16 protein-coding genes and 1 pseudogene are annotated in these 18948 nt (G+C 58.6%); 7 read left to right on the forward strand and 10 right to left on the reverse strand.

Annotated elements, in window-relative coordinates:
• Window positions 1-4: 4 nt before the first annotated feature.
• Complete coding sequence (locus JOY50_RS04395; protein ID WP_049277758.1) at window positions 5-703, reverse strand: hypothetical protein; 699 nt, start codon at window positions 701-703, stop codon at window positions 5-7.
• Window positions 704-772: 69 nt separating this feature from the next.
• On the reverse strand, window positions 773-1555 hold the full coding sequence (locus JOY50_RS04400; RefSeq protein WP_243054818.1) for a hypothetical protein: 783 nt from the start codon (window positions 1553-1555) through the stop codon (window positions 773-775).
• A 326-nt stretch (window positions 1556-1881) separates the two neighbouring features.
• Between JOY50_RS04400 and JOY50_RS04405 the strand changes: the two genes are divergently transcribed.
• On the forward strand, window positions 1882-2379 hold the full coding sequence (locus tag JOY50_RS04405) for a hypothetical protein (protein ID WP_243054819.1): 498 nt from the start codon (window positions 1882-1884) through the stop codon (window positions 2377-2379).
• Window positions 2380-2445: 66 nt separating this feature from the next.
• Here JOY50_RS04405 and JOY50_RS04410 read toward each other — a convergent pair whose 3' ends face one another.
• A complete protein-coding gene (locus JOY50_RS04410; RefSeq protein WP_243054820.1) occupies window positions 2446-3273 on the reverse strand; it encodes a helix-turn-helix transcriptional regulator in 828 nt (275 codons plus the stop codon).
• 432 nt (window positions 3274-3705) lie between these two features.
• Here JOY50_RS04410 and JOY50_RS04415 point away from each other — a divergent pair, with 432 nt between their 5' ends.
• Window positions 3706-3906, forward strand: coding sequence for a DUF1737 domain-containing protein (locus JOY50_RS04415; RefSeq protein ID WP_132841518.1), 201 nt, complete (start codon window positions 3706-3708; stop codon window positions 3904-3906).
• Here the strand turns inward: JOY50_RS04415 and JOY50_RS04420 are convergent.
• The gene (locus tag JOY50_RS04420; protein ID WP_243054821.1) at window positions 3903-5285 is read right to left on the reverse strand and encodes a PLP-dependent aminotransferase family protein; all 1383 of its coding nucleotides are present in this window, start codon (window positions 5283-5285) and stop codon (window positions 3903-3905) included. The two genes, JOY50_RS04415 and JOY50_RS04420, sit on opposite strands and share 4 nt — an antisense overlap.
• Window positions 5286-5406: 121 nt before the next feature.
• Between JOY50_RS04420 and JOY50_RS04425 the strand changes: the two genes are divergently transcribed.
• Window positions 5407-6276: a DMT family transporter gene (locus tag JOY50_RS04425; protein WP_132841513.1), complete on the forward strand. Its 870-nt coding sequence runs from the start codon at window positions 5407-5409 to the stop codon at window positions 6274-6276.
• Between the two features lie 438 nt (window positions 6277-6714).
• Window positions 6715-7104, forward strand: a pseudogene (locus JOY50_RS04430) (glutaminase); the annotation flags it as partial.
• On the opposite strand, the gene JOY50_RS04435 reads toward JOY50_RS04430, so the two are convergent.
• Entirely contained in the window at window positions 7105-8028 is a 924-nt protein-coding gene (locus JOY50_RS04435) for a LysR family transcriptional regulator (RefSeq protein WP_132841508.1), read from the reverse strand.
• 138 nt (window positions 8029-8166) lie between these two features.
• Here JOY50_RS04435 and JOY50_RS04440 point away from each other — a divergent pair, with 138 nt between their 5' ends.
• Both JOY50_RS04440 and JOY50_RS04445 read left to right on the forward strand, forming a co-directional pair.
• Complete coding sequence (locus JOY50_RS04440) at window positions 8167-8991, forward strand: phytanoyl-CoA dioxygenase family protein (RefSeq protein ID WP_132841506.1); 825 nt, start codon at window positions 8167-8169, stop codon at window positions 8989-8991.
• A gap of 80 nt (window positions 8992-9071) precedes the next feature.
• The gene (locus tag JOY50_RS04445) at window positions 9072-10463 is read left to right on the forward strand and encodes an amino acid permease (RefSeq protein WP_243054822.1); all 1392 of its coding nucleotides are present in this window, start codon (window positions 9072-9074) and stop codon (window positions 10461-10463) included.
• A gap of 194 nt (window positions 10464-10657) precedes the next feature.
• On the opposite strand, the gene JOY50_RS04450 is transcribed toward JOY50_RS04445, so the two are convergent.
• The 5 genes from JOY50_RS04450 to JOY50_RS04470 all read right to left on the reverse strand — a co-directional run bounded on the left by JOY50_RS04450 (window position 10658) and on the right by JOY50_RS04470 (window position 18283).
• Complete coding sequence (locus JOY50_RS04450; RefSeq protein WP_310505122.1) at window positions 10658-11197, reverse strand: DUF6708 domain-containing protein; 540 nt, start codon at window positions 11195-11197, stop codon at window positions 10658-10660.
• Window positions 11198-11469: 272 nt separating this feature from the next.
• Window positions 11470-14676 carry a T6SS effector BTH_I2691 family protein gene (locus JOY50_RS04455; protein WP_243054823.1) on the reverse strand — a complete coding sequence of 1069 codons (3207 nt, stop codon included), beginning with the start codon at window positions 14674-14676 and terminating at the stop codon, window positions 11470-11472.
• A 296-nt stretch (window positions 14677-14972) separates the two neighbouring features.
• On the reverse strand, window positions 14973-16325 hold the full coding sequence (locus tag JOY50_RS04460) for an MFS transporter (RefSeq protein WP_243054824.1): 1353 nt from the start codon (window positions 16323-16325) through the stop codon (window positions 14973-14975).
• Between the two features lie 63 nt (window positions 16326-16388).
• The gene (locus tag JOY50_RS04465; RefSeq protein WP_132841499.1) at window positions 16389-16571 is read right to left on the reverse strand and encodes a DUF2783 domain-containing protein; all 183 of its coding nucleotides are present in this window, start codon (window positions 16569-16571) and stop codon (window positions 16389-16391) included.
• A gap of 11 nt (window positions 16572-16582) precedes the next feature.
• On the reverse strand, window positions 16583-18283 hold the full coding sequence (locus tag JOY50_RS04470; RefSeq protein WP_243054825.1) for an FAD-dependent monooxygenase: 1701 nt from the start codon (window positions 18281-18283) through the stop codon (window positions 16583-16585).
• 173 nt (window positions 18284-18456) lie between these two features.
• On the opposite strand from JOY50_RS04470, the gene JOY50_RS04475 reads away from it, so the two are divergent.
• Window positions 18457-18924 (forward strand): anti-virulence regulator CigR family protein, encoded by a 468-nt coding sequence (locus JOY50_RS04475; RefSeq protein WP_243054826.1) that lies wholly within the window; start codon window positions 18457-18459, stop codon window positions 18922-18924.
• Window positions 18925-18948 lie beyond the last annotated feature (24 nt).

An 18948-nucleotide genomic window follows, 5' to 3' on the forward strand; every position in this document is an offset into this window, starting at 1 on the left:
CTTCTTAGTTTTGCTGCGGAAGGCCGGCCCAGCCATCCCGCATGCCAGCAAACACGTTCAAGCTTGGGCATACCAGGCGCACCATGCGGTCCGCCTTGCGACGGAATTTCAGGTTTTCGTCCTCTGTCCAAACGTAGGCTTTGAGCCAGATCGTCACGGAACCGACCTGAAAGCGCAGGGCGCTCTCTTCATCCAGAATCTTCATCGCTCGCTTGATCTTTTCATCGCGCTCAAACACGGTGGCTACCAGCCCGACGCGATAATCCAGGCCGTCATCCTGCTGCTGCTTCACGGCGCGGAAGTCGGCATCGGAGAAACGATAGTAGCCCCCTCGTTCCAGTTCGAGCTCAGTCTTGATTTCATCATCCTGGTAGCTGTAGGGATGGCTGTGATAATCGCCAAGGAACGTGACCTCGGGGAAGAACGTATCGATGAAGTTCTGTTTGATTTCCTGCGGTGCATCACCGTAGGAGATCGACCCTTTGTCTCGGGTGACAGCGGTGCAAGTGTCTGCCCAAACCACGCGATACATGGTTTGCCCGCCTATGGAGGTTTGAGCGTAACCCCACAGGTGGCCGTACGTTTCCACCCGCGCTGCGAAGTCGCCGTTTTCAAGCTGATGCTCGACTTTGTAGGCTTCCAGCGCCGAGGTGACGATGCTGAAGAATGCTTGTTCGGATATGGATACTACTGAGTTGACCATGGGTAGCCTAGGGTTGGTTGATCGTGTGGTGGGACGTAGCTTGGCGCAGCACTTACTTCAGTGCTGTCATCAACCGTGCGGTGGGCCCGGGTCGGTTTGATCATTCGGCTGGTTGCCAAGGAGTATCTGCTCCAGAAGAAAGCGACGTGCCGCGCGTGAGCCGGCACTGAGGCTGCTCGGGTGCTGAATGCGATAGCACTGTATCGAGCCATGCAGGCGGAAGCGCCACAGTTGATTTACCGGAATGCCTTGCGCACGGTAATCACCCAGGTCGTTGCAAACGCTGTGTTCGCCTTTGTGCGGGAAGAACTGCTGGCGTATGTGGGCACTGCTCGCGCCGTTGGCAAACACAATGATGTCTGGGCGAAGTATGGTGATTTGCGCCTCGAGCAGGCGCTTGGATACTTTCGCGAGGTCTTCGAAATGTCGCCAGCGCATGGGTGACCCTTTCTGCCATGCGAAGCTGAAGAGGTTGGCCCAGGCGATACCGATGGGTTGGTCGGCCTGGTGGAGTTCGCGCAGAAAGTTGAAGAAGCTGGCCCCTCGGTCGGCTTTGTCCTGGATGTACTTTGCCAAGTGGCGTTGCTGGATTGCCATGGCGCGCTGGATGTACTCGTCCAGGTCAATGAAGGGTTTTCCGGCGGTCAGCACATCCCAGCGACGCGTTTCTCGGCCCACGACCATAATGCGTTTCGCCGCCTGCTCGAAGAGCGGTGACGTACCCGGAAGAAACAAACCTGAAAGGTGCTTGAAATCCGCTTCGTGCTCGCGGCTGCGATCCAGCCAATGCAGGGGTAGGTCTGATAGCGTTTGGCGGTATGCCGTGATCAATTGCTGCTGCTTGCTTTCCATCGCTTGTGTTCCACGGCCGCATCTATCGGCGGATGTTGTCGGTGCATAAGGTTTGCAAATTGTCGGGATAGTGTCAATTTGATGTCGCGCGAGGAAAATGGTACGTGCTGAACAAGAACTCCTCAGCAGGTTCGTTAACGGACCTTGAAGTAAGGGCTTCCCTCCATTGACTGATTTGAGTGCCATGTGGGTAGCAAAGGTGACGTGGGCTGGGTTGGCAGTGGATGCGGAGCTGCATTGGTAGTATCAAAGTGATATCACTTTGTATATAGTCGCCCGCGGCCGATGAGCGGCCTTGCCAATGACGGCGCGAGGGGGCACTCCTGATGATGGTTCGGAAGTTGATTGGGGCTGCGGTAGCCGTAGCAATACTGGGTACTCAAGGTTGCGCGAGCATTGTGGGAGAGTCGCGATATCCGGTAGCTGTATCGAGTGCACCGCCGGGGGCGTCCTTTGAAATCACCGACAAGAACGGTACTGTCGTGCACACCGGCAATACCCCAAGTACTGTTACCCTGAAGTCGGGGAAAGGTTATTTCTCGGGGCAGACCTACACCCTGCGGTTTAAAAAAGTGGGATATCCAGACAAGACCGTTGAACTGGATTCGAGCCTAAGCGGTTGGTACTGGGGCAATATCCTGATTGGCGGGCTTATCGGAATGCTCATTGTCGATCCCTTGACCGGCGCCATGTACAAGCTGCCAGAGTTCGCCTCTGCGGATATGGGCAAGCCGTTGGCAAATGCTGGTGAACAGCCCTTGAAAGTTGGCGTCATCGACGACTTGACCGCGGCTCAGCGCGAGCGGCTTGTTCCGGTTAACTGACCAACTGCATACATACCCTGACCTCCGAGACCGATGCATCGCGGCCTTGGGGGAGAGGTGCTGCTGTCAGTGAAGCGGGCCAGGCCACTTGCGCTGGGTAGCCAGCGCCAACAACTCACGCTGCCCCGAAATACCCAGCTTGCGGTACAGCCGCTTGATATACGTGGCCGCACTGGACAACTGAATGCCCATGCTTGCGCTGATGGCCTCTACCTCACAGCCGGCCAGCATCAGTTGCAGCAACTCCTGGTCACGCCGGGTCAGTTCCGGGTACAGGCTGACAACCCGCTCGCTGAGCAGTGCCGGCATTTCATTGGCTTCGAGATAGGCCCGGTAATGCAGGCGCGAGATTTGTACGATCAGCGGGGCGGCTGTTTCGAGGAAGTTGATTTCGGTGGTTGAAAAGCGGCCGTGTTCACGACCCCGATAAAAATTCACTGACAGCCAGCGGTTGCCCTCGCAATGGGTTAGCAGTGCGACGCGTTCGGAAATCTGCGGCAGCTCGTAGCAGATGCGTCGGTAGTCGCGGTGGGCGATGTCTTCGATGCCCTGGCGTTGCACCATGATGCGGTCGGCGGTCGACAGGGCAGGGCGCGCGGTCATCGCCTGTTGGTTGCCATCCATGCTGTAGAAGCGTTCGGCGTAGTTGCTGGAAATTCTGGGTAGCTCGATCATCCGCGCACGGTCGGCGAATGAAATGATTTGCGGGCTGCGGTTGGGGCTGTAGGCGAAGATGGTGCATTGGGCCAAGGGGACTTGGGCGCTGACCAGTTTCAGCATGTCGGCGGCCAGCAGCTTGCCGTGGCTTTCGCTTGTGCGCGAGAGCAGGGTGGCGATTTGCTCGATGGGGAGGCGGAAGTCGGTAGTGGAGGGGCGTAATGGCCAGAATTCCATGCTGTACTCCCTGGGGACAAGGCATTACTTATTGTTAGGCGGCCGCTGGGGGCTGTTGGGCAGGATAACCAAATTGGGAGCGAGGCGCTTGGCTTGGGCGCGCGTCCTGGGCTCAAATGTGTAAACCATGTCCCCGGTTTACGGTGTGAAGGGTCTCCGGTCATGCACTGCCCAGAATCTGACACGGTGTACGGCACCGGCTTCGCCGGTGTTCGCGGGTGAACCCGCTCCCACAGGTATTGTGCAGGCTTCGGGTTTACCCTTTACCTGTGGGAGCGGCCTTGGCCGCGAATACCGGCGAAGCCGGTGCCGTGCACCGCGCTGTCTGCAGCATCAGGTCTGAGCAGGTTGGGAGTGGAAGGGCGTGTAGCCGTAGCCCGGTAGTTACCAGTACTCTTGGAGGACTCACCGACTTCTTCAAGGACCGAACAGATGACTCAACCACCGGATGGGCTGCCGATTTACCGGGTGCTGACTGGCCCCGATGACGCTTCGTTTTGCCATAAGGTCAGTGATGCCTTGAAGCTGGGATATCAACTCCATGGCGGACCTGCGCTCACGTTCAATGGCCAAGATGTGATCGTTGCGCAGGCGGTTACCTGGCCCGGGGCGCAGAATGGGGCCCGCGACTAAGCACTCAGGGCGCGTTTCAGCACTTCATAGATTCTGGCGTCACCCGATTGCGCCACGTTGAAACGGAGAAAATCGCCCGCAGTCATCGACTGGCTAAACGCATTTCCGGGCGCCAGCACTACACCTTCATTCAAACAGGCCCTGGCCAGCGTTGCTGCATCCTTGCCTTGAGGCAGCTGGCACCAGAGGTACAGGCCTGCCTGCGGCATTATCCAGGGCTTGATACCGATGGCTTGAAGCTTGGTTGCCGTCTTGTCCATTGCCTCGGCTAACCGAAGGCGCACACTCTCCATGTGTTTTCGGTAGCCGCTATCCGTAATAGCGTGATGAATGATGTCTGCGGCCAAGCGTCCACCGCCGAATGTAGTCGCAATCTTGAGGTCGACCAGGCTCTCGATCCATTCACCACGGGCAGCGATGTAGCCGCATCGAACCGATGCGGAAATGGTCTTGGAAAAGCTGCCAATCTGGATGACGCGAGAGAGGCCATCGAAGGCAGATAGGCGTGGCGCGGGCGTAGTCTCGAAATCCCCGAAGATGTCGTCCTCGACGATCACCAGGCTAGAAGCGTCGGCCAGTTTTAGCAGCCTGTGCGCCGTGACTGGAGACAGGGTGGCCCCGGTGGGGTTGTGAATGCCGGAATTTGTTATGTACAACCGGGGCGCATGTTCGAGCAGGGCAGCGCCGAAGGCATCGATATCCGGGCCCGTCGCCGTGTAGGGTACGCCTACAATCTTTACCCTGTGTGCTTTCAACAGTGCGTGAAAGTTGAAATAGCAGGGGTCGTCCACCAGCACAGTGTCGCCCGGTTCCAGCAGAAAACGGCAAATCAGGTCGATGGCGTGCGTGCTGGATTCGGTGAGCATGATCTGTTCAAGAGTGGCTTCGGTGCCGATGCCCGCCAGCCGCCGCGACAAGAATTGCCGAAGGGGCGGGCTGCCAAGCGGGGATGCGTACTCAGCCAGTTTCTCTGTTTCAGAACGGGCAACAACTCGAAGCGCTTTACGCATGCCAGCTTCGTACATCCAGGAGGGAGGAAGCCACCCGCACCCGGGTTTCAATGCATCGCTGGCGGTTTCAAGCGACTGGCGGGAGATCCACAGCGGGTCGACAACACGATCCAGTTTGGGGCCGAGTTCGGTCAGTGCCAGTGGCGCCGCTGGCCCGGCTACGTAAAAGCCGGAGCCAGGGCGAGAGCTGAGTACACCTTCTGCCATTAGCCGTTCATAGGCTTCAAGCACGGTGGAAACCGATACTTGCATGGTCTGGGCCATTGCGCGGACGGAAGGAATTCTTGCGCCTGGTGTGTAGGTTCGAGCGGCTATCCTGGACTGGATTTCACCCATGACAGTGTGAATTCGCGTGCCGTTGCGTTTCATCGCACCCTCAACTGTGCTGGATTCATATGCATAACAGTTCGGTTTAACTGTATTGGATTGTACGTGGCCTTGCTGAGCCTGTCAGTGATGTACTGAGCCTTGGCTTATCGAGGATGTACCGATGGAAAAATCAACAAGCGGGTGGATCAACGGCTTCATAGGCGTCGCGATCTTCGCGGGATCGTTGCCGGCAACCCGTGTGGCTGTGGCGGCCTTCGAACCTACGTTTCTGACCTGTGCCCGGGCAACCATTGCCGCCTTGTTGGGTGCGCTTTTTTTGATCGTGCTACGCCAGCCACGCCCTTCACGTGGTGATTTGTCGTCATTGGCTTTAACCGCGCTTGGGGTTGTTATCGGCTTTCCGCTGCTGACGGCATTGGCCCTCCAGCACGTCACCTCCGCCCATTCCATTGTTTTTGTCGGGCTCCTGCCACTCTGCACCGCAGGGTTTGCCGTTTTGCGGGGCGGTGAGCGGCCTCGGCCACTGTTCTGGTTGTTCTCGATGGCAGGTGCGGGGCTGGTGGTTGGCTATGCGTTGATAAATGGGGGAGAGGCGTCGGCAGTGGGCGACCTGTTGATGATGGCTGCGGTCGTTGTGTGTGGGTTGGGGTATGCGGAAGGGGCGCGTCTGTCACGTACGTTGGGTGGTTGGCAGGTAATCAGTTGGGCATTGCTTCTGGCGTTGCCGTTTATGCTGCTGCTGACAATCGCTAATTTTCCGGCGCCTGATGCCTTCGCCAAGGTCAGCGCCCCTGCGTGGTTCAGCTTCGGCTACGTTTCACTGTTCAGCATGCTGATCGGGTTTGTGTTCTGGTATCGAGGGCTCGTGCAGGGTGGCATTGCGGCGGTGGGGCAATTGCAACTGGTTCAGCCGTTCATGGGGCTTGGTCTGGCAGCGTTGCTTTTGCATGAGCACGTCAGCTGGATGATGCTTGTGGTGACGCTGGGGGCTGTGATCTGTGTGGCCGGGGCCAAGAAATATGCCCGGTAGATGAAGCGTCTACGTAATACCTCAGTACAAAGACCGCGAGCATACCGCCACACCCTGTGGGAGCGGGTTTACCCGCGAACACCGGCGTAGCCGGTGCCATACACCGTGTTGGATTCTTCGCGGGTGAACCCGCTCCCACAGGGTCGGCGGCGCGCGCTCAGTCTTTGTCCTCCACGCGGCAGCTCGCCGCTCGATCTCACAGGCACTGCAAATCTACAGGCCTGCCAATGCGCATTAGCACCGTACCGTAACCCCCGCATTCACCGAATGGAAGCGTGCACCTGAACCGAATGTAGCCAAGTCTGCGCTCAGGCGCAGGGCATCGAGCTGGGCGCCGGTGTACAGGCCCAGGTGGTAGTTGTCGCTGTGGCCTTTGGCATCGCGGTCGTCGGCATGTTCTTGCCGAATGTGTGATCAATGCCGCTCAGTCTTCGTCAAGACTTCCATAACGAAGTCGAGCCGGTGCTGCGCAGTTACTTCAGTTACTGCGCGCCGCAAATGAACTGCCTGGACCTGGCCCGGGCATTCTGCTTCCTGGCCAACGACGGGTTTTGCAAGCACAGCGAAGAGCAAATCCTCACCCGGCGCCAGGCCCAGCAGGTGAACTCGATCATGGCCACCAGCGGGCTGTATGACGAAGCCGGTAATTTCGCCTACCGAGTGGGGTTGCCAGGCAAGAGTGGCGTGGGTGGCGGCATTGTGGCGATTGTGCCGGGGCAATTTACCGTATGCGTTTGGTCCCCCGAGTTGAATGCTGCGGGCAACTCCCTCGCGGGCATGGCGGCGCTGGAGTTGCTGAGTTCACGGATCGGGTGGTCGGTGTTTTGATCAGTGGGCGGGCTCGCGGCTAACAGCGCCTGCTATCTCCCGAGTCACCCAACCCTTGAACGCCTCCGCTACCGGTGATGGGTGCATGGCGCCTGACTGGGCCAGCACCACTTTTTGCGGTGACACCTCTTCCAGTAATGGTCGGCACAGCAGCGGTGTACCGTCATAGCAGTGGTCACCGGCGGGGCGGGTGCATGACAGGGCAACCCCGTAGCCATGCGCGACCAAGCCTCGTTGCATCTCGAAGGTTTGGGTGTATTGCTGCGTGCGTGGTTGCAGGTTATGCGCCCAAAACAGTGAAAGGAAGTATTCACGCGTTTGTGCGATGTCCTCAAGAATCAGGCATTCCTGGGCCAGTTCATGCAGCGGTATGGCTGCCAAGTGGGCCAGGCGATGGTCTGTGGCGATGAGCGCGTAAGGTTTCAACTCGGCCAACACCTGGCGCGGCAGCGAGGGATCAAGGCCTATGTCGTAAGTAAGCGCAAGTTCTGCCTTACCTGCGCTCAGGTGGCGGTGCACGCCTGCCAGGTCCGTTTCGAACAGCGTTACCTCCACATCGGGGTACTGCTTGCGAAAGCTCGATAGCAGCCGGGGTGCGAAGTAAGGGCCTAAGTCTTGAAAGCAGATAAGCGACAGGTTGCCGCGCAGCGAGCCTTGCGCCGTATCGGTGTTCTGATTCATGGCGATGGCCATACCAATGATATCGCGGGCCTGTGCGAGCAATCGCGTGCCCGCTGACGTCAGCTCCAGCCCTCGGCTGACCTGGCGCCGGAATAGCCGCTCATTCAACGCCTCTTCAAGTTGGGCAATAGCGACCGATACCGACGGCTGTGAAACATGGCGGGCTCTCGCCGCAGCGCTGATGCTGCCGTGTTCGGCCACGGCGACGAAGTACTCTAACTGCCGGAAAGAGAAGCCTATCATTTTTTCCTATACTCAGGATTAGGAAATATATTCTTTTCCTATTGGTGCCGAAAAGCAATACTCGCCGTGCACCATGCTTATCTCGCTTACCTTCTGGCAGTGGTGCTGTTGCCCAATAAAAAAACCAAAGGGTGCTTTATGAAACAGTCCGCCGAATTTCAACTCAGCGAAGAAACCATCGAAGCCTTCCAGCGTGATGGTGCTGTCTGCGTACGTAATCTGTTCACGCCGGAGGAAGTTGCACTGCTCGAAACCGGCATCGAACAGAACCTGAAAACCCCCAGCGAGCGCGCCAAAGTGGCGAGCCGCCCCGACGACCCGGGTTGGTTCTTCGAGGACTTCTGCAACTGGGGCGATATCGCGGCCTATCGCCAGTTCATCTTCGAGAGCCGGGTGGGTAGCGTTGCCGCTCAACTCATGAACAGCGAAACAGCCCGGCTTTATCACGATCATCTGCTGGTCAAGGAGCCCAACACGCGCCAGCGCACGCCTTGGCACCAGGACCAGCCGTACTACAACATCGACGGGCGCCAGAACTGCAGCATGTGGATGCCTATCGACCCCGTCGCCAGGGAGTCCACCCTTGAGTTTGTAGGGGGCTCGCACCTGGGGCCGTGGCTGATGCCGCGCAGCTTCCTCGACAGCCAGGCGCAATGGTTCCCGGAAGGTAGCCTGGCTGACTTGCCGGATATCGAGGCCGATCGCAGCGCCTGGAACATCCTCGGCTGGGAGCTTTCCCCAGGCGACGCCGTGTTCTTCCACATGCTGACCTTGCACGCTTCTGGAGGTGTCGGGGGCAATCGCCGGCGCCGTGCCTTCTCGGTGCGTTTCCTGGGCGACGACATCACTCACGCACCGCGCCAGTGGAAAACTTCACCACAGTTTCCCGGGCTCGAAACACAATTGGCCAGCGGTGCCCAGATGAACCATGAGTTGTTCCCGGTGCTGTGGCCCAGAGCTTGATGATTGAATAAATGCGTGCCTGATTAAAACGCACAGCATCTGCGTTGTGCGGACCTGATAATAAAACCAAGAAGGTATCTATGAGCGCTCAATCTTCACAACAGCTGAAGCGGGGTCTGTCTACCCGGCATATTCGCTTTATGGCGTTAGGTTCTGCTATCGGTACGGGGCTGTTCTATGGCTCGGCATCGGCAATAAAACTGGCAGGGCCCTCAGTTTTGCTTGCCTATTTGATAAGCGGCGCAGCCATTTACATGATGATGCGTGCCCTTGGCGAAATGGCGGTTCATAACCCGGTGTCAGGCTCGTTCGGCCACTATGCCAGCCAATACCTGGGCCGCTATTTTGGCTTTCTGACTGGTTGGAGCTACGCGTTCTCCATGTTGGTGGTGTGCCTGGCAGACGTGACGGCGTTTGGCGTCTATATGGGGCTGTGGTTCCCGGAAACACCCGCCTGGATCTGGGTGCTTGGAATAGTGCTCTTCATCGGGGCGCTGAACCTGTGTAGCGTGAAAGTGTTCGGCGAGATGGAGTTCTGGCTGTCGTTGCTGAAGGTGACCGCTATCGTTGCCATGATTGTGGCAGGCGGGGCTGTGCTGCTGTTGGGTATCCAGTTGAATGACGAGGCAGGCACTGTTACCGGCATCTCGAACCTGTGGAGCCACGGCGGGTTCTTCCCTAATGGCATCGGTGGGATGATTGCTTCGTTCACCGTTGTGATGTTCGCTTTTGGCGGGGTCGAAATGATCGGCATTACCGCAGGCGAGGCAAAGGACCCGAAGCGCGTGCTGCCTAAGGCCATCAACTCGGTGCCTCTGCGCATTCTGCTGTTCTATATCCTTACCCTGTTCGTGCTCATGGCCATTTACCCCTGGACCAGCATTGGCAGCCACGGTAGCCCATTCGTTCAGATCTTCAGTGGCCTTGGCATAAGCTCAGCGGCAACTGTGTTGAACATCGTTGTAATTTCCGCTGCGGTATCAGCCATCAATAGCGACATCTTCAGCGCCGGGCGAATGATGTACGGTATGGCTCAAAACGGCCAAGCCCCTGCCGGATTCGCATTACTGTCGCGTTTCGGTGTGCCGTGGATGACGGTTGCAGTGATGGGCGTCGCTCTGCTGTTGGGCGTGGTATTGAATTACCTGGTGCCAGAAGACTTGTTCCTGGTGCTTGCCGCGGTGGTCACTTTCTCCATTGTCTGGGTCTGGTTGATGATCCTGCTATCGCAAGTGGCCATGCGGCGGGGCATGAGTAAGGAGGAGGTTGCTGCACTGGGCTATCGGGTGCCGCTGTGGCCGGTAGGGCCGGCTTGCGCGATTGCGTTCATGGTGTTCATCTTTGGTGTTCTTGGTTGGTTCCCGGCCAGCCGCACCGCCATGTATGTTGGGGTTGGCTGGTTGGTCCTTCTGTCTTTGGGCTACTGGCTGTGGGGTGTACGCAGACCGCGGCCAGTGTCAGCCAGCGCTTGAGGCATTGAACCGTTCGCGTCCGCATTGCGAGCTTTTGTCTGGGCAGCTGCTCTTGCAGAAATATCCAAGTCATGTGCTGTACCTGTGGGAGCGGGTTCACCCGCGAACACCGGCAAAGCCGGTGCCATCCAGCGCGCGGTTTCGTCCTACAGGCATGATCTTGGCCGAATCGCCAGCACCGAGTGCGGTAGTTTTCAGGAGACCTCATCCGTTGCTGGCGCAGTGCGAGACTCAAGGTCGATTTCCGTCGGCCACTGTACTTTCGGCGCCAGGCAATGCATGTGGCTCAGGCCATCGTCATCGTTCCAGTCGCGGGGTGGGTGCACGAACTTGGGCAGGGCTTCAGGGCCTTGCTGCATGAAGAGCCGGGCGATGGCCCAGTAAGCCTTGCCCTCATGCAGGGTATGAGTGAAGAAGACGCGATCAATGACTTCGTCAGTCTCAGGATTACGGACTGACAGCATGACGTTTTCGATCAGGCCACCATGGCCAGGGGCGAAGATGCGGTATACCTCGGCGGTGACGTCGTCCCAGTTGTAGGCGACGGGTTGGACACCCCAGCGTTTACGGCTGAAGATGAAGATGCGGTCGAAGCGGTACTGGTAAAAATAGACTTTCCGACGCAAGCGATTAAAGCGAATAGGCTCATCCCTGGGAAGAACAACGTCCAGTTTTATGTAAGGAAACAAAACCCACGCGGCAGCAGGAGGGCTAAGTACCAAGAATGCATTCATTGCCCAATCACCTTGCCAGCCATCTACAATAAAGCTCCGGTACAAAAATAGCGCAATTCCACAGCAGAACAGAAGCGTGACAGTCCCAACCAGAACGCCTATGCCACGCAAATTCACCGTAGCTCTTGGCAGCTCCAAATATGCTTGATCGCAGTAGTTGGGAGGTGGGGTTAATTTGTCCACGTCACACTGCAAGGTCGGAGTTTGATCAACATGAGGCAGGTCATAGCTCCAGCCTATTGTTCGAGCCCACAGAACTTTACTGCTGCTTCTCACTCGTTCACCTCCCGAATACAACTCTCTAGATGCGCATTCGCTATCTCTCGATCTGGCCAGTGCGCCACCCGTAGTGTCGCTGCGACTATGCTGTGCCTTCCAATGGCTGGCGCAAGCTCTATCACGCCAACATTTTCCAGAAGGAAAATACCCGCATTGTCTGCGTAGCCATGCAGCTTCGTTTGCAAAGTAAAATTGGGCGTGTAATCAGGGAAGCGTGGTGGTGCATAATCAGAGGTTTTCGCTGCTTCAGATAAAGGTTCTAAATCTGCAGCGTTATATTCCCCTGACGCAATCACTTCCCCGCCGTCAAAATCAGGGAATTCACCATCACGCATGCGGTGGACCGTTAAACTCCAGAGGTAGGCGGAGTGCACCTCACTGTATTGAGGTAAAATTATTTGGAACTTTATTTTATGCTCTACAGTCAAGTTTATTAATCCGCCCAATTTAGGTGCGGTTTGATTGCTCGCCAGGGTTGACTCAAAATTCAGCTTTGCATGCAGCCCCAAGGTTGCCGCATTTAACTCAGCAAACGCTATATCTGCCCACTCAGGAGTATCCCAATGTATGCGTGGGTTCTCATTGGCTTTCCCGAAATAGCACCGTTTCACCCAGCGTTCGAAACTGTCAGATTCATTTTTTTCAGCTCGTTTGCTTAATGAATACGCAATGAGCGTCAAGATAATAGCCGCACCTACTGGGCCTATTAGATAAGGTTGTGCGACTGCCAGGGTAAACGCCCCTGCGCCAGCACCATAGAGCAGACCAGCCACGGCATGCTGTCTACTAGCTATAACGTCGCCCGCCGCCGAGGTCCGTTTGGTCGCAGAAATCGATTGCGCAACATCGAAAATGCCAGCTACAGCACTTAGCAAAGCTCCGAACCTTATCAGTGAAGCTCCAGTGCCTGCCGCCCATGACGTCTTAATTAAAGCGGTACTGGACCTCATGACTAGCCCAACCAACTCGATCTGACCGCCCAATATCCCCAATTGCGAACCCTGCAACGCCAGCTTGGCCTCATGCGCCTTAGGTCCAATCTCGGCTTCCGTCTTCTCCTGGTTTCTGCTCAGGCTGTCGTATTGCAAGTACAGCCCTCCAATCGCCAGCAGTACTTCCCAGCTTCCCGCCACACCCCGCAAGCCGCGAAACCCGGTTCGCACCAACTGCGCCGCCTGCTGCGAAGTAATACGCATGCCCTGCAACACCTTTCGGGCATTCGACTCGAGCGTCCCCGCCGCTACCGAGACATCCACCAAGGTACGCTGCGCCAAGCTGCTTGCCTGAGTTACCTTCATGTTGGCTTCCTCAAACAACCGTCCATGCACGTCCGCCGCTGTACCCTCGACCCACACCGACACACTGATCATGGTGTTGGTAAACCGCGGATCCAGCACGGCCAGGCTCATCAGCCCGTGCTGGATGATCGGCCGCACCTTGTTCCAGGCCTTGGTTGAATGAATGTCGATGTCATCGATGTTGCGATGCATCCGATCCCGTGCCTCGGCAATCGACGCATTGGCCTTGTGCTGCAACTCGCGCAGGTGGGAACTCTGCAAGGCGTAGTACTCGCCCAGCTTCATCTTCACTTCCAGCTCGATCAGGTGCACGCCGTTGTACAGGAACTGCGTTGTACTGTTCAGGTGCCGCACGGCGGCCTGAATGCCAAGTGGCAAATTGGGCGACAACCGTTGGCTGGCGGCGTTGAGCGCGCCCTGAGTTTCGGCGATGGCTTGCTTGAGGGTGTTGCGCATGCGCAAGCCGGCATCGTCGCTGGCGATGATTTTGCTCAGCATCGAGTAAAGCTTGTCGCTGTCATTCCAGTTGATGGTTTCGGCAGCAGAAAAGCTGGGAAGCAGGCCAGCCAACAACGTATGGTCGCGCATCAGCAATGCGCGGTAGGGTGGGCTGTCTGGATCCTCTAGCCATTTCAGCCAGAGGGTTTCGCTGGTGCCGGCCGCAGGAGCCGCTCCCGGCACAATCGCCTCGGTAATCCCGCCACCCAGGCACAGCGCCATGGTCTTGGCATACGCTACGCCAGACTCCCGGTGATCACCGTCGTAGTCGTACTGCTCGGCCACCTTGAACATGGGCGTGTCGAACAGCGCGGCGTAAGCACGGGCGTCCTTGTCGATGAAGCGCTGGAACTCGGCTTCCTGCTGGTCATACTCGGCCTGGAACGCAGCACGTTGTGGTTCGTGGTAGCGCTGTTCGAGTTTATCGTCGCTGTCCTTCATCGCTTGCTCGACCATACGCGGCCGCTCTACCGTAGGGTCAATCGGTACAAACGGTCCTCTACCCGCCATCGGCTCCAGTGAAGGCACCTTCTGCGCTGCCCACTCGCGATGCGTGGCCCGAATGGCCTGGAGGATCTGCGAGGTCTGCAGCTGATAGGCACGCATGGGGTCCTCACGCCAGACCTGGCGCTTCACCACCCAGTTCAAGCGCTGATGGTTGAATTCCTGAATCAGGCCAACGGTATCGTCGAGCACCACCGCCAGCACGCCGTTCTCCAGCTTGTGCCGGTTCATCGCGTTGACCAGGTACCCCTTCAAGGCAAACCTACGTAGCTTGCGAGTGTGAAAGCCATGCGCACTGTCAAACGGCGAGCACCCATGCTGGGCGTACTCGAACACATCCTTGTCGACCTGCAGGTTATCCGGCGTCATGGCAATGCCCAGTAATTCTGGGTTGTTACGCGCCTGGGTCAGGTCGACCCCCTCGAAGCGATGCGCAGGTGCCTGGCCCTTCTTGTAGGCATTCAACACGCTCGCCGGCCAGGGGTCGCTGGAGAAAGCCAGCCAAGCGCTGCCATACCGGTCGGTATCGATGTTCAGGAAGGATGAAGGAATGTCGTGGTTTTCAGTGGCGCATTTTTCGGGCAGCGACGCGGGTAGGCCGTCTGACGGTTCGTAGGGGTTGAAGCGGCGCAGGTGGCCCTGTTCGCTGACTTCGTAGGCATGCCAGACCTGCTGATCGAGCAGCACATACAGGTAACCCATGCGCAAAGTGCGCAGGCCCATCTTCGCCGAGATATGCAGGCTACCCGCCACAGTCGTGATGCACTCCGGTCGTGTATCCGGTACCAGGGCGCGGCGTAGCGGCAGGATCGGCAGGCCCTGGCGTTCGCAAGCCATGCACTGGTCAGAAGGGAGCCCGGCTTCGGCTGTCGCAATGGCGATACGTTGACTGAGGGTCAAAAACGACCTCGCGCTGAAAGGGACTGTGATGGTCCCTGAACACTAACGAGGAATCGCTTGCCGGAGGTTCCTAGGGCGTCCTAAAACCTTGTAGGAAACGTCTCTAAATGAGCCCTTGGACAATCATTAAACTGTCCACTCACAGGCCCTGGAGTCATGCGGAGGCTTGTGGGAGCGGGCGCGCCCGCGAACACCGGCAGCGCCGGTGCCATCCACCGCGTCGCATTTTTCGCGGGTGAACCCGCTCCCACAGATTTTGCGTAAGGCTTGGGTTTATCGAGGCGGCCAACCGCCGGCTACAGCTTTTGTGCATGCTTGGGGACCGAGGTGGGCGAGGGCAGGGGCAGCATGAAGGTCAGCAACGCGCCTATCACCAACAGCACCGTGGCATAGACAATCCCGGCCGTGAAACTTTGGGTCAGGTCTTTCAACCAGCCAACCATCAGCGGGTTCAGCGCCGAACCTGTGTTGCCGAACGCGTTGATCACCGCAATGCCAATGGCGCGCGCCTTGAACGTAAGCGCCTGGTCCGGGGTAGTCCAGAATATCGACATGGCGGTGTACGACCCGGTGGCGGCCATGCAGATGCCGCACAGTTGCACCACCGGGTTACCGGCATAGGCGGCAAACATCCAGCCGGCAGCGGCCATCAGCATGGGCAGCACCAGGTGCCATTTGCGTTCCTGGCTGCGGTCGGAATGGAGCCCCCACACCACCATGCCGATGATGGTACACACCTGCGGGATCATCGCCAGAAAGCCAATGGTGCTGTTGCTGCTGTCAGCGGCACTGATGCTCTTGATGATCAGCGGCGTCCACACGGCGATCATCGCCAGCGTGTTGACCAGGCAGAAATACACCAGGCTGAACATCAGCACCGTGGGTGAGAGCATCTCGCGCAGCAGGCTGCCGGGGCCGTCTCCTGTTGTGTGGTTGGAAGGCGAGTTGTCTGCGGCCAGGGCATGCTGCAGATGTTGCTTGTCTTCGTGGCTCAGCCAGCGGGCCTGCTGCGGCGTGTCGTTCAGGTAGCCGAACACCACAAAGCCCATGATCACCGAAGGCAGGCCCTCCAGCAGAAACAGCCACTGCCACCCGTGCAAGCCCCACACGCCATCCAGCCCCAGTATCAGCCCCGAGATCGCCGACCCGAAGCCTGCGGTAAACGGCATCGCGATCATGAACAGGGCGTTGGCCCGTGCCCGGTATGCCGCCGGGAACCAGAACGTCAGGTACAGCAGCACACCGGGCAGAAAGCCTGCCTCCGTGATACCGACCAGAATCCGCAGCAGGTACAGGCTGCTGGCATCGGTCGCGAACAGTGTCGCGGTCGAGGCCAGCCCCCAGGCGATCATCAGGCTCCCGATCCATTTGCGCGCACCCACCCTGGCCAAGGCCATGTTGCTGGGGATACCACAGGCGATATAGGCGATGTAGAACAGCGTGGTTGCCATGCCGAACTGGGTACTGCTCAGGCCCAGGTCGCCCATCATGGTCAGGCCGGCAAAGCCGATGTTGATCCGGTCGAGAAACGACAGCACAAAGCACAGGAACAGAAAGCCGAGCAGGCGCTTGGACACTTTGCGCATCACGGTTTGATGGGGGTTGCTGGCGGTTTCTGTCGTTGGAACGGGGGCAGTGGTCTGATGCATGTGGGCGCCTGATTATTATTGGTTTCAGCGGCACCGGCTCCGGTGCATGGGCAAGTGCAGGTGCTACAGGTCTTGAAGCGCGCACTGGGCAAGTTCGGTGAAAGCCTGGGCATCGCCGAGCGCATGGGCGCTGAGCAGCGCCAGCTTGGTCAGGAACAGCTCGGCCTTGGCCGGTGTGGCCTGGTCCAAAGCGTCCGCCAGTACGTCGTAAACCACTTCCAGGTCTGCTGCGGTCAGGGTGTGCATGGCGCTTCCTCTCAGTGCTTGCCCAGGGCGGTGTCGATGGCGGATTGCAGTTGTGCGGCCGATACCTGCAGCCAGCGGGCGCAGACGTGCTGGTCCGGGCGCACCAAGTAAGCGCCATTGCGGGGGATGCCATACCTGGCGGCGATGCGGCCGGTGGTGTCGTCGATCAGTTGGTCTGCACCGGTGATGATGGCCTGGGCGTTTTGCGCAATCGCGATGATCTGCAAGGGCACGCCGCTGCTGCGAATGGCAGTCGCCTGCTCGACCACGTCATTTGGGATGCGGTCACTGTCGGTGAAATAGAGCAGGTAGAAGCAGGCGCCCAAGTGGTCGAACAGGTAGTCGTCTTCGGCCAGCCTGATGTTCAGCAGCGGGGCGCCGTTGCGCGGGCCGGCAGTGAAATGTTCATTGTCGTCAGTTGCACAGTTGAGCACCGAGTCCGCGTAATCGTGTGGCCGCGAGGTGCGCCAGTGATACAGCGGGCGGACGAACGCCTGGGTCAGCGACAGCGACAACACCGCATCGCGTACCAGGCGGTAACCCGCAGTAGGTGGCGCCATGAACCGGGTGCTCTTGCCGGCCTCGCTGATGATTTCCCGCGCTGCACTGACGCGTTCGGTGGAATAGGACGGCAGCAGCTTGGGGCCTGCCAAACCCTTCAGGGTGAGGGCCAGTTTCCACACCAGGCCATGGCAGTCCTGGAACCCGGTATTAGCGCCACGCACACCAAAAATCGGCAACAGGTGTGCCGCGTCCCCGGCGAATATCACGCGCTTCTGGATGTAATTTGGCAGGGTCAGCGCGCGCGCTGAATAGACCGAGCTCCAGTCCATTTCCCACTGTGGGTCTTTGACGCCAAGCATGTGTAGCTGGGCATTGATACGTTCGCGCAGTGACTCCGGCTGCAGCGCCTGTTCCGGCGTTTCGTTTACGGGCAGTTGGTAGTCAATTCGCCAGATATCACCCGGTTCGCGGTGCATCAATACGGTGTTGCCCGGGTTCCAGTCCGGGTCGAAATAGGCCAGGCGCTCGGTGGGTAGGCCCAGGTCGATCTTGATATCAGCAATCACGAAGCGCCCTTCGTAGGCGGTACCCTCCAGTTTCAGCGCCAGCAGGCTGCGAAAGGTCGAGCGGGCGCCGTCCGCCGCTACTACCCAGTCAGCCTCCAGCTCATAGCTACCGGCTGGGGTATCGATGCTCAGCCGGGCGAAGTCGTCATGCTGCGCCAGGCCGGTTACGCGGTTGCCCCAGCGCAGTTCCACCAACGGGTTGGCCTCGACGGCCTCGACCAGAAACTGCTCCAGGCAGGGCTGCTGCAGGTTGGTCATGGGCGCGTAGCGGTCGTCTGGGTCGTGTGGGCTTTCCATACGGAACACCCGCTGGTTGCGGTAGAACGAATTGCCACAGCTCCACGGCAAGCCGAGCTCGCAGACCCGCTCGGCGACGCCTACCTGCTGCAGGATTTCCAGCGAGCGGCGGGTGAACACGATCGCCCGGCTACCCTCGCTCACTTGCCGTTCCGCCGCCAGTACCACGCAGGCTATGCCATGACGGGCAAGGTCCAGGGCAGTGGTCAGGCCGATCGGGCCGGCGCCTACCACCACTACAGGTTTGCGTTCCACCCGGGCGGCCCCGACGCTGGCCGTATGGGCGGTGAAGACTTGATAGTTGAAATAGAGGGAGCGACGCGGCTCGCTGTGGGGCTGATGCATGCGGTGCACATCCTTATTTTTGTAGCTTTTCAGGTGTGCAAGTGACTGTACGTGAGGCTACAGTCAGCGATGTCCCCTTGAGGGGACAACTGCTATTTCCATGGCCTGCAGAGCGAAGCAGGCGCTGCGCACTGTCTATAATCTGGGCAACTCTTCGCGCAACGGATGCTCACATGGCCAGATCAACAGTCCTTACAGCTGTTCTCACCTCATTGGCCTTGGCTGTTGGCCCGGCGCTCGCTGACCCGGGTAACGGCAAAGGCCAGGGCCAAGGTCAGGGGCACGGCAAGGGCCAGGCTCAACACTCCCAAGGCCAGGGCAATGCGGGCGGCCACAAGCAGAACGCTGGCGCCAAGGACTGGCACGGCGGCCCGTCCATCGACCGTGGTGATGTGCTGGGCATTCTCGGTGGCCACCGCAGTTACTGGAGCCCAGGCCCCGCATTGCCTCCAGGTATTCAAAAGAACCTGGCGCGCGGCAAGCCCTTGCCGCCCGGAATCGCCAAAAAACTGGATGGCCGCCTGTTGGGGCAGCTGCCGCACTATGACGGCTATGAGTGGATGCAGGCGGGCGCGGACTTGATTCTGGTCGCTGTGGCGACCGGGATCATCTATGAGGTGTTGAACGGGGCGTTCGACTAGGGCCGCAGGCAAGGGTGTCAACCG

It is taken from the genome of Pseudomonas sp. BP01, assembly GCF_022760795.1.
Classification (GTDB): domain Bacteria; phylum Pseudomonadota; class Gammaproteobacteria; order Pseudomonadales; family Pseudomonadaceae; genus Aquipseudomonas; species Aquipseudomonas putida_Q.

Coding starts and splice junctions, on each gene's coding strand:
- JOY50_RS04395 (WP_049277758.1), bottom strand. CDS start 703: ATGGTCAACTCAGTAGTATCCATATCCGAACAAGCATTCTTCAGCATC.
- JOY50_RS04400 (WP_243054818.1), bottom strand. CDS start 1,555: ATGGAAAGCAAGCAGCAGCAATTGATCACGGCATACCGCCAAACGCTA.
- JOY50_RS04405 (WP_243054819.1), top strand. CDS start 1,882: ATGATGGTTCGGAAGTTGATTGGGGCTGCGGTAGCCGTAGCAATACTG.
- JOY50_RS04410 (WP_243054820.1), bottom strand. CDS start 3,273: ATGGAATTCTGGCCATTACGCCCCTCCACTACCGACTTCCGCCTCCCC.
- JOY50_RS04415 (WP_132841518.1), top strand. CDS start 3,706: ATGACTCAACCACCGGATGGGCTGCCGATTTACCGGGTGCTGACTGGC.
- JOY50_RS04420 (WP_243054821.1), bottom strand. CDS start 5,285: ATGAAACGCAACGGCACGCGAATTCACACTGTCATGGGTGAAATCCAG.
- JOY50_RS04425 (WP_132841513.1), top strand. CDS start 5,407: ATGGAAAAATCAACAAGCGGGTGGATCAACGGCTTCATAGGCGTCGCG.
- JOY50_RS04435 (WP_132841508.1), bottom strand. CDS start 8,028: ATGATAGGCTTCTCTTTCCGGCAGTTAGAGTACTTCGTCGCCGTGGCC.
- JOY50_RS04440 (WP_132841506.1), top strand. CDS start 8,167: ATGAAACAGTCCGCCGAATTTCAACTCAGCGAAGAAACCATCGAAGCC.
- JOY50_RS04445 (WP_243054822.1), top strand. CDS start 9,072: ATGAGCGCTCAATCTTCACAACAGCTGAAGCGGGGTCTGTCTACCCGG.
- JOY50_RS04450 (WP_310505122.1), bottom strand. CDS start 11,197: ATGAATGCATTCTTGGTACTTAGCCCTCCTGCTGCCGCGTGGGTTTTG.
- JOY50_RS04460 (WP_243054824.1), bottom strand. CDS start 16,325: ATGCATCAGACCACTGCCCCCGTTCCAACGACAGAAACCGCCAGCAAC.
- JOY50_RS04465 (WP_132841499.1), bottom strand. CDS start 16,571: ATGCACACCCTGACCGCAGCAGACCTGGAAGTGGTTTACGACGTACTG.
- JOY50_RS04470 (WP_243054825.1), bottom strand. CDS start 18,283: ATGCATCAGCCCCACAGCGAGCCGCGTCGCTCCCTCTATTTCAACTAT.
- JOY50_RS04475 (WP_243054826.1), top strand. CDS start 18,457: ATGGCCAGATCAACAGTCCTTACAGCTGTTCTCACCTCATTGGCCTTG.